The 11871-nt window shown below is 67.3% G+C and carries 13 protein-coding genes; 2 read left to right on the top strand and 11 right to left on the bottom strand.

Annotated elements, in window-relative coordinates:
• Window positions 1-29: 29 nt before the first annotated feature.
• From ACWV8V_RS10255 to ACWV8V_RS10210, 10 genes are all read right to left on the bottom strand, one after another.
• Window positions 30-590: a cytochrome b gene (locus tag ACWV8V_RS10255; RefSeq protein WP_455899666.1), complete on the bottom strand. Its 561-nt coding sequence runs from the start codon at window positions 588-590 to the stop codon at window positions 30-32.
• Window positions 587-1699 (bottom strand): catalase family peroxidase, encoded by a 1113-nt coding sequence (locus ACWV8V_RS10250; RefSeq protein WP_455899665.1) that lies wholly within the window; start codon window positions 1697-1699, stop codon window positions 587-589. Before ACWV8V_RS10250 ends, ACWV8V_RS10255 begins: the two co-directional genes overlap by 4 nt.
• A gap of 168 nt (window positions 1700-1867) precedes the next feature.
• The gene (locus ACWV8V_RS10245) at window positions 1868-3235 is read right to left on the bottom strand and encodes a leucyl aminopeptidase family protein (protein ID WP_152152882.1); all 1368 of its coding nucleotides are present in this window, start codon (window positions 3233-3235) and stop codon (window positions 1868-1870) included.
• A gap of 28 nt (window positions 3236-3263) precedes the next feature.
• Complete coding sequence (locus ACWV8V_RS10240; RefSeq protein WP_123731158.1) at window positions 3264-3974, bottom strand: HAD family hydrolase; 711 nt, start codon at window positions 3972-3974, stop codon at window positions 3264-3266.
• 64 nt (window positions 3975-4038) lie between these two features.
• A complete protein-coding gene (locus tag ACWV8V_RS10235; RefSeq protein ID WP_455899664.1) occupies window positions 4039-4515 on the bottom strand; it encodes a hypothetical protein in 477 nt (158 codons plus the stop codon).
• Between the two features lie 85 nt (window positions 4516-4600).
• Entirely contained in the window at window positions 4601-5692 is a 1092-nt protein-coding gene (locus tag ACWV8V_RS10230; protein ID WP_455899663.1) for an AI-2E family transporter, read from the bottom strand.
• 136 nt (window positions 5693-5828) lie between these two features.
• Window positions 5829-6311, bottom strand: a complete 483-nt coding sequence (locus tag ACWV8V_RS10225) for a protein sip-5 (RefSeq protein ID WP_455899662.1) — start codon at window positions 6309-6311, stop codon at window positions 5829-5831.
• The gene (locus ACWV8V_RS10220; RefSeq protein WP_346469009.1) at window positions 6308-6808 is read right to left on the bottom strand and encodes a phage holin family protein; all 501 of its coding nucleotides are present in this window, start codon (window positions 6806-6808) and stop codon (window positions 6308-6310) included. The genes ACWV8V_RS10225 and ACWV8V_RS10220 overlap by 4 nt, the downstream gene beginning before the upstream one ends.
• 8 nt (window positions 6809-6816) lie before the next feature.
• Window positions 6817-7182: a hypothetical protein gene (locus tag ACWV8V_RS10215; RefSeq protein ID WP_121044161.1), complete on the bottom strand. Its 366-nt coding sequence runs from the start codon at window positions 7180-7182 to the stop codon at window positions 6817-6819.
• Window positions 7183-7293: 111 nt separating this feature from the next.
• Window positions 7294-8721 (bottom strand): Do family serine endopeptidase, encoded by a 1428-nt coding sequence (locus ACWV8V_RS10210; RefSeq protein WP_455899661.1) that lies wholly within the window; start codon window positions 8719-8721, stop codon window positions 7294-7296.
• A 555-nt stretch (window positions 8722-9276) separates the two neighbouring features.
• On the opposite strand from ACWV8V_RS10210, the gene ACWV8V_RS10205 reads away from it, so the two are divergent.
• Window positions 9277-10296 carry a histone gene (locus tag ACWV8V_RS10205; protein ID WP_455899660.1) on the top strand — a complete coding sequence of 340 codons (1020 nt, stop codon included), beginning with the start codon at window positions 9277-9279 and terminating at the stop codon, window positions 10294-10296.
• A 197-nt stretch (window positions 10297-10493) separates the two neighbouring features.
• Window positions 10494-11174: a hypothetical protein gene (locus ACWV8V_RS10200; RefSeq protein WP_455899659.1), complete on the top strand. Its 681-nt coding sequence runs from the start codon at window positions 10494-10496 to the stop codon at window positions 11172-11174.
• Between the two features lie 16 nt (window positions 11175-11190).
• Here ACWV8V_RS10200 and ACWV8V_RS10195 read toward each other — a convergent pair whose 3' ends face one another.
• On the bottom strand, window positions 11191-11550 hold the full coding sequence (locus tag ACWV8V_RS10195; RefSeq protein ID WP_259260478.1) for a DUF1428 domain-containing protein: 360 nt from the start codon (window positions 11548-11550) through the stop codon (window positions 11191-11193).
• Between the last annotated feature and the right edge of the window lie 321 nt (window positions 11551-11871).

The following is an 11871-nucleotide window of genomic DNA, read 5'->3' as shown; positions in this document are numbered from 1 at the left end:
GTGGCTACCAGGATGCCAGGCAGCGTGATTCATCCGGCATCGTCGTTGCGCTCTTTCTCCGGCCCCTTCGCCATCGCCTGGAACACGCCATCGCGGCGCACCCACAGGTGGAACAGCGCCGCCGACAGGTGCATCACCACGGTGGCGAACAGCACATAGGCCAACAGGCTGTGCGCGTTGCGCAGGGCGGCATACAGCGCCGGGTTGTGCGGCAGGATCGCGGGCAGGTGTACGCCGCCGTCCATCACGATCGGGTAGCCGCCGGCAGAGAGCATGCCCCAACCGACCAGCGGCATGGCCAGCATCAGCCCGTACAGCACCCAGTGCGAGGCATGCGCGGCCGCAGCCTGCCAAGCGGGCAGGTCGGCCGGCAGCGGCGGCGGGCGATGCCGCAGGCGGTTGTACAGGCGCACCAGCACCAGCAGCAGGATCGCGATGCCGAGTGGCCGATGCAGATCGATCAGCATCGGCCGCCAGTGCAGTGAAGCGACCATGGTCACGCCGACGAACAGCATGGCCAGGATCATCGCCGCCATCAGCCAGTGCAGGACGCGTGCGAGGAGATTGAAATGGCCGGCATCACGGTTCATCGCGCACCTTCCTTGCCCGTGGCAGCGGGCGCTTTGCCGCTGGCGATTTCGCGCTCGCGGCGATTGAACGATTGCGAATACACCGCCGAGCGTGCGGCCAGGATCGGGTCATCCGTGCCGGCCACGCCGCTGGGCAGGATCAGCGGATCGTAGTTGAGGTCGCGGCAGGCGCCGGTGGCCTGCGGCTGCATGCTGCTCAGGGTCAGCGTGCCGGCCTTCACCTGGCGGCGGTCTTCCGGCCACACCTGCGAGGGATCATTGACCGGGTCGCCGTCATTGGCGATCGTCACCCACATGTCCCAGCGCACCGGGCCCTGTGCCAGCCGCTGCGCGAACTCCTCACTGAGGAAATCATCGTCGGACTGCGCGCGCTGTTCCGGCGTCATGTCTTCGAAGGGCGCCTGCGGGCGCATGCTCCAGCGCACGAAGCGGTGGCTGCCATCGGCGGCGGTGAAGCGGAAGCTGTTGACGCCGTTGTAGGCGGTGTTGGCCCAGCTGTTCGACCATGGGGCGGTCTTGGCCCACTGCTGGAAGGCCCGCGCGGAGGGGTACTTTTCCAGCACGGCGGCCATCTTCGCCGGGTCCGGTTTGCCGGTGGCCGGGTCCGGCATACCGGCGCGGGTCTGTTCCAGGAAGGCCTCGGCGGTGGGCACCGCGAAGAACGGGAAGCTGTTCATCGCCATGCGCCATTCCTGGCCATCGTCGCTGACCAGCTGCAGCGCCATGCTGCGCACGCGGGCCTTGTTGTCGGCGCCATGCGGGTCACCGCCGCCGATCGAGAGGCGGCCCAGTACCGGTACCTGGCGCTGCCGGAACACGCGTGCCGAACTCAGCGCCGCGCCTTCCGGCGTGCCCTGGAACACACCGCTGACGCAGACACCCTTGGTATGCGCACGGCGGAAGCCGGGCTGCGGAGGCCCCGTCGCCTCGATGGCATCGGTGAAGGTCTGCGCGGTGACGCGGTCGCGGCCGATCCAGCCGGCCAGCCAGGCAAAGGCCAACACCAGGCCGCCGGCGATCAGGGCGATCAGCGCGATCCACAGCAACGGTGAGGGAGGGCGTGGGCCGCCCGGTTCGCGACCAGCGCGGGTGTAGCCGAAGAGCGACATGTCCGGATTCCTGCCTTCACGATGCGTGTGGGTGGGCGACAGCGGGCATCGTCGCAGAACACGGCGCAAGCCGATATTCACATTTTCGACAACTCTTCAAAAACGACGATCCCCGCCGGGGCGGGGATCGTGTGGTTCAGCGCGTGCCGGGCAGTACCCGGCCGTGCCTCAGGCGTAACGCGTCTTCAGCATCGCCCACGCCGAACGCAGCGCCAGCGCTTCGCCACCGGCCGGGCGGCCCGGGCGCTCGCCGTCGTTCCAGGCGTACACATCCAGGTGCGCCCAGGTCTGGCCTTCCGCGATGAAGCGCTCCAGGTACAGCGCGGCGGTGACCGAGCCGGCCATGCGCGAACCGGCGTTGGCCAGATCCGCGATGTTGCTGTGCAGGTAGCGCAGGTACGGGCGCCACAGCGGCATGCGCCAGACCGGATCGCGCACCGATTCACCGGCCTGCAGCCACTGCTGGGCCAGGGTGTCGTCGTTGCTGAAGAGCGCCGGCAGGTCCGGGCCGAGCGCGATGCGGGCCGCGCCGGTCAGGGTGGCGAAATCGAGCACGATCTCCGGCTGTTGCTCGCTGGCATAGGTCAGTGCATCGGCGAGGATCACGCGCCCTTCGGCGTCGGTGTTGTCGATCTCGATGCTCAGGCCCTTGCGGGTGGCGATCACTTCGCCCGGGCGGAACGCATCCGGACCGATCGCGTTTTCCACCGCCGGGATCAGCAGGGTGAGCTGCACCGGCAACTGCTGGGCCATGATCAGACCAGCCAGGCCGAGCGCATGCGCGGCGCCGCCCATGTCCTTCTTCATGTTGCGCATGCCGTCGCCCGGCTTGATGTCCAGCCCGCCGGTATCGAAGCAAACGCCCTTGCCGACCAGCGCCACATGCGGCTGGCCGGGGTTGCCCCAGCGCAGCACGATCAGGCGCGGCGCGCGATGCGAGGCGCGGCCCACGGCGTGGATGGACGGGAAGTTCTGCTCCAGCAGCGCATCGCCGGTGATCACCTCGATCTGCGCGCCATGCGCGGTGGCCAGTTCGCGCGCGGCGTCTTCGAGCTGCTGCGGCCCCATGTCTTCGGTCGGGGTGTTGACCCAGTCGCGCACGCGCAGGCTGGCGGCGATCACGTCGCGCACCTCAGCCGAGGGCGTGGCGGCCAGCTGCGCCGGCGCGCGGTTCGGTTTGCGATACCGCGCGAAGCGGTAGCTGCCCAGGCCCCAGCCAAGCTGCAGCAGGGTTTCGATCTCCGGCGCCAGCGCATCCGCCAGCGTCCAGACGGTGCCTTCCGGCAGCGCGAACGGCGCATGCGCGTAGCTGTAGACATCCCCCGGGTCACCCACGCCGACGATGGCGCCGGCCAGGCCGTGCTCGCCCGGCAGCAGCACCACGCTGCCACCGCTGCCGTTGAACCGCTGCGCATCCAGCCACGCGCCGAGCGCGTCGGACTGCTGCGCACGCCAGCCGGCGTACTGCTCGCGGGTCATCACGTGCAGCGGCAGGGCGTTGCGCGTCTCGGAAGTGAAACCGTTGATCTGGGACATGGGACTGGAATGCTCCTTGGGCGGCGGCTTACGCGTGCTGGGCGGATGCGTTCGCATCCAGCCAGTCGGCCAGCCCGGTCAGGGTGTCGAACTGCAGATCGGGCTGCAGTGAAGGGTGGGTCCAGGTGTGTTCTTCGCGGTTGATCCAGCAGCCGCGCAGGCCGGCCTGCATCGCACCGACCACGTCCATCTCGGCGTGGTCGCCGACGTGCAGGACCTGGGCAGGCGCGACGCCGAGGCGGTCGCAGGCGGCATGGAAGATGCTGGCAGCCGGCTTGGCCGCACCGTGCTCGCGTGAGCCGAGCTGGAAGGAGAAGTGGTGTGACACGCCGATCCGCTGCAGGTCGGCATTGCCGTTGCTGAGGGCGGCGACCGGCACGCGTGCGGCGATCCGGGCCAGCGCCTCCATCGCATCCGGGTAGAACTCCACCTGGTTGCGCGCGGCGTAGAACGCCTCGTAGGCCGGCTCCAGCAGCGCCGGATCGGCGCCGCTTTTCTCCAGCGCCTCGCTCAGCGTCAACCGGCGCAGCGCGCTCAGGTCGTAGTGCAGGTGCGGGTTGTCATGGAAGGAGCGCTCGCGCAGTTCGCGCATCGCCGCCACCGGGTACATCGCGGCAGTGGCGGGGCTGTGCTGGAGCATCCACTCGTACAACACCTGGTCGATGCGGGCGCCGATGGGGGCGAACGGCCACAAGGTGTCGTCGAGGTCGAGGGTGATGGCTTGGACGGGGAAATTCACCCCGCCATTCTACGCCTGCGCGCGCGGGCTTTCATGGCGCGCGCAGGCGCCGAGGTGAGGTGCTTCAGCGCAGGTCGTAGGAGCAGGCGATGGATGCCTGGCCCTCGTCCTGCCGCACGCTCAGGTCGTGGCGGCCCACTTCCAGGGTGTAGTCGCCAGCTTCGTTGCGCGGAATCTTCGCCAGCGCTGCGATCTGTTCGATACCGGCTGTGCTGAAGTAGGCGGTATAGCTGTCGATGCTGTCCTCGCCGTTGGCACCGTCGTACAGGTGCAGGCGATTCACTGGCTGGCCCAGCACGAGCAGCGGCGCGGTCAGCGCATACTCGCCATCGGACAGTTCGCCGTACGCCTGCAGTTCGGTCGGCTTGAGCACCTTCGCCAGCGCGGCGAACTGCACAGGCGTCAGGTGACGCTTGCAGGTGACCGCCTCGATCAGCTGGCGGCTGGCCACCTCGGCGCTGGGCGGGGGTGCGGCCAACGTCGGGGCGGCGAGGGTGACAAGGCCGGCGAGGGCCAGGCAACGGGTAGCGAAGGAAGACATCAGGGCCGGGATCCATCCGAAAAGGTGCCGGTATTCTGGCAGCACCCGGGATCGCGCGGCCAGCCGTATCCTTGCCCTGAACCGCTTATTCCAGCAGCTTGGCCCAGCCCTGGGTGCCATCCAGCCGCGCCAGCACCAGCTTGATGCAGACCAGCAGCGGCACCGCCAGCAGCAGGCCGATCATGCCCCACAGCCAGCCGAACACCATCAGCGCCAGGATCAGGATCAGCGGCGAGATCGCCATCTGCCGGCCCAGCACGATCGGTGTCACCACCTGGCCCTCGATGGTATGCAGCGCCAGGTAGCAGGCCGCCGGCAGCAACGCCTTGAAGGGATCACTGAATTCCACGAAGCCCATCAGCAGCATCAGGGCTACGCCGATCAGCGGACCCACATAGGGCGCAAAGTTCAGCAGCGCGGCCACGGTGCCCCACAGCAGTGCCTCCTGCAGCGAGATGCCGAGCAGCAGCAGGATGCCGGAGAACACCAGACCGACCAGCGTGTTGATCACCGTGATGGTCAGGACATAGCGTGACACTTCACGTTCGATCGAACGCAGGATGTCGGTGGTGAACCGTTGCTGCTGGCGGCTGGGGAACAGCGCGATGGCGTGCTTCTGCAGGCTCTGCCCGTAGATCATGAAGAACAGGGTCAACAGCACCACGGCCAGCACCGAGGCGGCCAACCGGGGCGCCCGGGTCAGTACCTTGTAGGGATCATCGAGCTGGGTGCGCACGATCTGCACGCGGCGGCTGCCTTCGCCCCCCGCCACCCGCGCGAAGTTCTCGGCGGCCTGGTTGGCCTGCTGCACCGGCTTGGTCAGGTTCTGCACCTGGCGGGCGACCTTGCGCAGCTGCTGCGGTGCCTCCTGCGCCCACTCCATTGCCGGGCCGACCAGCTGCACACCCAGTGCGGCGGCACCACTCAAGCCAACGCCGAGCACCAGCACCGCGCCAAGGAAGCGGGGAATCCAGATCTTCTGCAGCATCCGCAGGATCGGGTTGCCGACCAGCGCGAAGAACATCGCCAGCAGGATCGGCAGCACCACGTCCTGTGCCGCCCACAGAGTAAAGGCCACCGCCAGGGTGGCCACGATGACCAGCGACATTGGCGCGCGTGGACGCGGCGGGGAAGGTGCGACAGCGGCTTCAGCGGAAGGGGACACCGGAACGCTCATGCGGGTCGCACACGGGAAAGGAGCGTCATTATTGGGCAAGCCGGGTGCGCGTGGCGTGTGGGGGACGTGCAGATGAAGAAAGGCCCCGCGGCGACGCCGCAGGGCCTTCGGAAGAGACGGCCGAGCACAACTGCGATCAGCGTTCGGAGATATCCGTGGCCGCCTCGGCTGGCTGCGGCTGATGCGGCGAGGCCGGATCGGCACGCCGTTCCGGGTTGAGCCGTGGCGCTGCTGCTGCTGCGGGAGCCGGAGCCGGAGCCGCCTGACGCGGCGCCTGATCGACGGCGTCATCCACCTTGTCCGCCGCCTGCTCGGCGGTGTCAGCCGCTTCGCTGGCCTGCATCGAGGCAAACGCCGCCTGGGTGCTGGCGACGAGATTGGAGACCGAGCCGATCATCTGCAACCACCGTGCGCCCTGCACTTTCGCGCCGAGGCCGGTCGGTTCCAGTTTGCCGGCCAGGAAGCCGCCGGCCAGACCCACGGTGATGATGCGCAGCGGTGTCCATCCGGTACGCCAGACGGTGCTGAGGGTGGACCAGCTGCTGCGGGTTTTTTCCACCCGCACCGCCACCACCAGCTCGGCGCGCTGGACGCGTTGCCGCAAGGCTTCGAAGTTCATCGCTTCACCCCCGTGGTATCCACGTCGGCATCAGGATCTTCTTCACTGGGTTCGTCATACAGGCCCAACCGCGACAACTGGCGGCGGGTGGCATGCATGCCGGTATGGCGGAAGAAGAACGAGACCCGCCACATGGCGTAACCGGTGACCAGCAGGCTGATGATCGAGGTGATCAGCAGCGAATGGAACCATGACAGGCCCCAACGCTGCATCAGGGCGATCAGCGTACCGGCCAGCAACAACCAGGCCGAGGCGCCGAACACGATCGCTACGCCTGCCCAGGCCAGCGCCCGGCCGAACGCACTGCGCGCCAGTGCGAAGTCGGCCGAGGCCAACCGTCGCAGGGAGCGCAGCGTGTGCTTGGCCGAATCGACCGTCTCACGGCCGGCCTCACCGACCTGGCGGATGCTCTCGTCCAGGCGGGGTGCTTTTTCACCGCTGTCCGGTGGCGGGGTATCCGCGCCACCGGGGGCGGTCGACTGGGCTTGATCGCTCACGCCGCTGCTTACTTGTCGCCGCCGCTGCGGGCCAGCTTGGCGATGATCCAGCCAGCCGCGAAGGCCACGCCGAAGGAGGCCAGCGGACGCTCACGGATCAGTTCGGCGGCGCTGTCGACCAGGTCCTTGCCCTTGTCCATCAGTGCATCAACCTGTTCCTTGGCGGCGGCACCACCGAACTCGGCAGCGGCCAGGCCGGACAGTGCGGTATCGGACAGCTCGGCCTTGACGTTGGCCTTGCCGAGGCGCAGCTCGTCACCGGCAGCACCGGTGGCGCCCTTGATGGCACCGCCTGCGGCGGTGGCGGCCGACTTCAGGTGCGAGCCGGCTTCGCCCAGGTGTTCCTTCAGGTTCTCGGTATTGGTGGGGCTCATCGTGTATCTCCTGCTGTGCGATGGGGAAGGTGACCGCGGACGATCCGACGGCAACGAACACAAGGTAATAGCATCGGCCGGGTGTAAGCGACGTTACGGCTGACGCCGCGTTCAGCGCATCACCAGCTGGCCACCGCCATTTCCACGGATGATCCTGAGCACCAGCTGCGCCGGGCGCTGCTGGAAGTTGGCGCGCCAGCTGGCGAGGTCGGCAAACTCACCTGCCGTTGCCGCGGTGATCACGTCACCCTGCGCAAGCCCGGAGGCTGCCGCGCGGCTGCCGCGTTTGACCTCACTGACCAGTACGCCGCTGACGCCAGCCTGGCGCAGCGACTCGGGCAGGTCGACGAAGGTGGCCCCGCCCAGGCGCGGGTCCAGCGACTCGCCGGTGACCGCGCGCGCCTGTTCCTTCAGCGTGGCCTTGATCTGCAGCGGCTTGCCTTCGCGGCGCACGTCCAGGGTCAGCGTACTGCCGACCGGTTGCAGGCCTTCCACGTTGTGCAGCGCCTGCGCGCTGTCCACGCGCTGGCCGTTGGCCGACACCACCACATCGCCCGGCTTGAGCCCGGCGGCCGCAGCACTGGACCCGGCCAGCACGCGGGTGACCAGCGCGCCGCGTGTCTCGGTCAGGCCCAGACCCTGCGCGATCTGTTGGGTCAGGTTCTGGCTTTCGATGCCCAGCGTGCCGCGCACCACCACCCCGTGTTTGACCAGCTGGTCGACCACGTCGCGCGCCAGGTTGGAGGGGATCGCCAAGCCCAGGCCGATGTTGCCGGCCATGCTGCCCTGCGGATTGAAACTGGCGGTATTGATGCCGACCAGCTGACCCTGCAGATTGACCAGCGCGCCGCCGGAATTGCCCGGATTGATCGAGGCATCGGTCTGGATGAAGTTCTGGTAGCCCAGCCCGCGGATGCCGCTGCGGCCCACCGCCGAGACGATGCCGGAGGTGACCGTCTGGCTGAAACCGAACGGGTTGCCGATCGCCACCACGAAGTCGCCCACGCGCAGCTGCGCGCTGTCGCCGAGCTTGATCTCGGTCAGGTTGCCGGTCGGAATGCGGATCAACGCGACATCGGTATCGGCATCGGAGCCGATGAATTCGGCCTTGACCGTCCGCCCGTCGGCCAAGGTCACCTGCACGTCGTCGGCGTTGTCGATGACGTGATGGTTGGTCAGCACCAGGCCCTCGGCGGCATCGATGATCACCCCCGAGCCCAGCGATTCGTTGATGCGTTCCTGCGGCACTTCCGGGAACAGGCGGCGGAAGAACGGGTCGTTGAAATAGGGGTTGCGCACGCGCACCACCTGCTTGGTGTTGACGCTGACCACCGCCGGCATCACACGGTCCAGCATCGGCGCCAGCGAGGGCACCGCCTGGCCGGCGACCGCTGCGGGCAGCGCTGCCGTGGTTGGAATCGTGTACGCGGCCGGCGCCGCTTCGGCACGGTTGTCCAGGTGCGCGTTGATGGCCGTGGCGGTGAACCCGCCGAAGGCAGCGGCGAGGGCGAGCGTGAGCAGGGTCGGGAGCGGTCGCATGGTCCGGCGGTTCCGTGTCGGAGGGGGCGGGGGCAGGGAAAACACGTATACGGTAATTCAACCTGAATGAGTGTGTCCGCAACCGGCTAAACCCGGGATGAAATTCGCCACGTCGTCAGCCTTCCGGTGACGCTGCCTGGGCGCGGAGGGTGGTGCCGATAGGGCCGGTGGCGAGGCACAAAAGAGGGCGGTGTGGTGCGTTCGGCGTCGTCCAGATGCACCTTGGTCGTGCGCCGGCAAGGCGCATCCGCGTCAATGAAACCAGCGCAAATACCGGGTGCGAGGGCAGGGAATGGATCAAGTGCGACGACCAATCGTCAGCGCATTGCATGCAGCCGACATGCGCATCGAGATACATCGCGCGTGCCACGCGCTGGAACGCCACTGCTGTTTTCAAGGGGTTTCGTGCACGTGACCGGTGCGTTGCTTGCTGCCGCCGATGAGGGTGCTACTGTCGGCTTGGCACGAGCATCGCATCAAGACCGTTCCACGATGGACCGCGCCGGTATAGCATCGCCAGCGATTTGACTAACCAGGCCCCTTAGGAGGCACTCAATGAGCAACGGTAATGGTGTGACCACGGTTCTCTCGCAGACCGTCGAAGATGCAAAAGAAACCGCCACCAATGTGGGCGAGACCATCGCACACGTTGCGGAAGATGCAGTGGCTTCGGTGAAGAAGACCGCCAAGCGCGCACGCAAGGCTGCCAGCACCCAGGTTGCCAAGGTCAAGAAGGCCGTGACCAAGGTCGAAAAGACCGTCGCCAAGAAGGCTGACAAGGCCGCCAAGTCGGTCGGCAAGACCCTGGCCACCGCCAAGCAGAAGCTGGAAGCGGCCAAGAAGAACGCCAAGGCCGAAGCCACCTCCATCAAGAAGCAGGTCGCCAAGAAGAAGGCCGCCGCTGAAAAGGCCGTGACCAAGACCACCAAGGCTGCCGGCAAGAAGGCCACGACCGCCAAGAAGGCCGTGACCAAGAAGGCGGCTGCTGCCAAGAAGACCGTGACCAAGAAGGTCGCCACCGCCAAGAAGGCTGTCGCCAAGAAGACCGCGACCGCCAAGAAGGCCGTGACCAAGAAGACCGCCGCCGCCAAGAAGACCGTCGGCAAGAAGGTCGCCGCTGCCAAGACCGCTGTTGCCAGGAAGTCGGCGACCGCCAAGAAGGCCGTGACCAAGAAGACCGCAGCGGCCAAGAAGGTGGCCGGCAAGAAGACCGCCGTCGCCAAGAAGACCGTCGGCAAGAAGGTCGCCACGGCCAAGAAGGCTGTGGCCAAGAAGTCGGCCACCGCCAAGAAGGCGGTGACCAAGAAGACCGCGACCGCCAAGAAGGTGGCCGGCAAGAAGACCGCCGTCGCCCGCAAGTCGGTTGGCAAGAAGGTCGCCACCGCCAAGAAGGCCGTGACCAAGAAGACCGCGGCCGCCAAGAAGACCGTCGGCAAGAAGGTCGCTACCGCCAAGAAGGCGGTGGCCAAGAAGGCCCCGGCGAAGAAGGCTCCGGCCCGCAAGGCCGCCCCGGTCAAGCGTGCCGCCGCCAAGCCGGTTGCACGCAAGGCACCGGCCAAGCGCGCCCGCAAGTAAGTCAGTTGTTACGTGCTGCTCCTGCCTGAGGGCGGGAGCGGCATGGTGGGAACGGCCTTTGCCCGTCCCCGGTCAATTCGGCATCCCCGGTCGAGCGCATCGCGTCACTGTGCGATCAGGCTCCCGGACCCCGTCATCACCATCACCTCCCTGCGTCCCTTGCTAACCTGACCGGCAGACCTTCACGGGGAGACGCAATGCGCGGACTCGACTTCAGCTCCTGGCAGGCCATGCTCTCCACCCTGGTCGGGCTGGCGGTCATCACCCTGATCGGCGTCGGCATCCGGCTGCTGGTCATGCAGACCATGCAGCAGCGCCGCGAGCGCGAGAACCGGCAGATCAACGAGCGTCTGCGCACGCTGATCGCCGCGTACAAAGTCCTCGGCGGCTCGTTCACCGGCACGCTCGATGTCGATCCACGCCATCGCCGTGATTTCCGCGCGCTGCCCGACGGAAACCAAGAAGGCGATGCGCTGCATCTGCCCACGGAGGCGGAGAGCGGTGGCGAGCGTGCGCGCCGGATCCGTGATGCGGTGGAAGCAGCCCTGTCGGACATTGTGCTGCTGGGCACGGATGAGCAGGTGCGCCTGGCTGCGCATGCGGCCAACGAGATGGCCCAAGGCCGCGCCGTGCCCACGGCCGCGCTGGTGGTGTCGCTGCGCGACTTCATCCGCCAGGCGCTGGACCTGGATCCGATTCCCGCCTCGGTCACCATCCCGCGGCAGGGCCCGGCACGGCCCTCGGCCGGTGCGAAGGGCAAGGGCGATGCGGCAGAAAAAGGCGGTGGAAAAACCGGCGGTGGTGGTGGAGGAATGGGCGGCGGTGGCGGCACGGGCGGCGGATTCCAGAGCGACGACGAATCCGCCCACCCGCGCTGAGCGCTGGCAGAACCGCTCAGCCCTTGAGTTCCACCACCGGCACGAAGCCGCCGTAGATCATCCGCTTGCCATCGAACGGCATCGGGTTGTTCTCCGGGTTCATCCGCGGGTCTTCCATCATCTTCTGCATGCCGGCATCGCGCGTGGCCTTGTCCGGCCATTCGATCCAGGAGAACAGCACCGTTTCATCCTCCTTGGCCTCCACCGCGCGATGGAAGTCGGTCTGCTTGCCGTGCGGGACGTCATCGCCCCAACACTCCACCACGCGCAGCGCACCATGCTCGATGCAGATCGCATCGCCCATGCGGGCGTGCGTGAGGAAGGCGTCTTTGTTCGCGGTCGGGACAGCCAGTACGAAACCATCGATGTAAGCCATGGCAATGCTCCAGATGACGCGCCGGAATGGGCGTCTTCAAGACATACGACGAACCAGGGGGCGGGCAATCGACAGTGCGCCGGTTGCCCTTCGCAGCGGGTGAACGCCTTTGATCAGGGGCCGGGGGTCAGAAAACTCTGAATCAGAGTGAGGAACTTCCTGATGTTGCAGCTGACGCATTCAGCACATGATGGCGATGCCGGGCAGGACGCCCCACGGCGCCCTGCGGTCCAATGCCTCGCGGCACGGACCTCGGTGCATTCAGGAGGATGGACGCGTTAGCCGATTACTCCCCAAGAGCGGCTTCCCCAGCGCGTGACG

Source organism: Stenotrophomonas sp. Ker107b (assembly GCF_053847245.1).
The sequence above is the reverse complement of the archived record's forward strand: the minus strand, read 5'-3'. Positions and strand labels throughout refer to the sequence as shown.

Coding starts and splice junctions, on each gene's coding strand:
- ACWV8V_RS10255 (WP_455899666.1), bottom strand. CDS start 590: ATGAACCGTGATGCCGGCCATTTCAATCTCCTCGCACGCGTCCTGCAC.
- ACWV8V_RS10250 (WP_455899665.1), bottom strand. CDS start 1,699: ATGTCGCTCTTCGGCTACACCCGCGCTGGTCGCGAACCGGGCGGCCCA.
- ACWV8V_RS10245 (WP_152152882.1), bottom strand. CDS start 3,235: ATGTCCCAGATCAACGGTTTCACTTCCGAGACGCGCAACGCCCTGCCG.
- ACWV8V_RS10235 (WP_455899664.1), bottom strand. CDS start 4,515: ATGTCTTCCTTCGCTACCCGTTGCCTGGCCCTCGCCGGCCTTGTCACC.
- ACWV8V_RS10230 (WP_455899663.1), bottom strand. CDS start 5,692: ATGAGCGTTCCGGTGTCCCCTTCCGCTGAAGCCGCTGTCGCACCTTCC.
- ACWV8V_RS10225 (WP_455899662.1), bottom strand. CDS start 6,311: ATGAACTTCGAAGCCTTGCGGCAACGCGTCCAGCGCGCCGAGCTGGTG.
- ACWV8V_RS10215 (WP_121044161.1), bottom strand. CDS start 7,182: ATGAGCCCCACCAATACCGAGAACCTGAAGGAACACCTGGGCGAAGCC.
- ACWV8V_RS10210 (WP_455899661.1), bottom strand. CDS start 8,721: ATGCGACCGCTCCCGACCCTGCTCACGCTCGCCCTCGCCGCTGCCTTC.
- ACWV8V_RS10205 (WP_455899660.1), top strand. CDS start 9,277: ATGAGCAACGGTAATGGTGTGACCACGGTTCTCTCGCAGACCGTCGAA.
- ACWV8V_RS10200 (WP_455899659.1), top strand. CDS start 10,494: ATGCGCGGACTCGACTTCAGCTCCTGGCAGGCCATGCTCTCCACCCTG.
- ACWV8V_RS10195 (WP_259260478.1), bottom strand. CDS start 11,550: ATGGCTTACATCGATGGTTTCGTACTGGCTGTCCCGACCGCGAACAAA.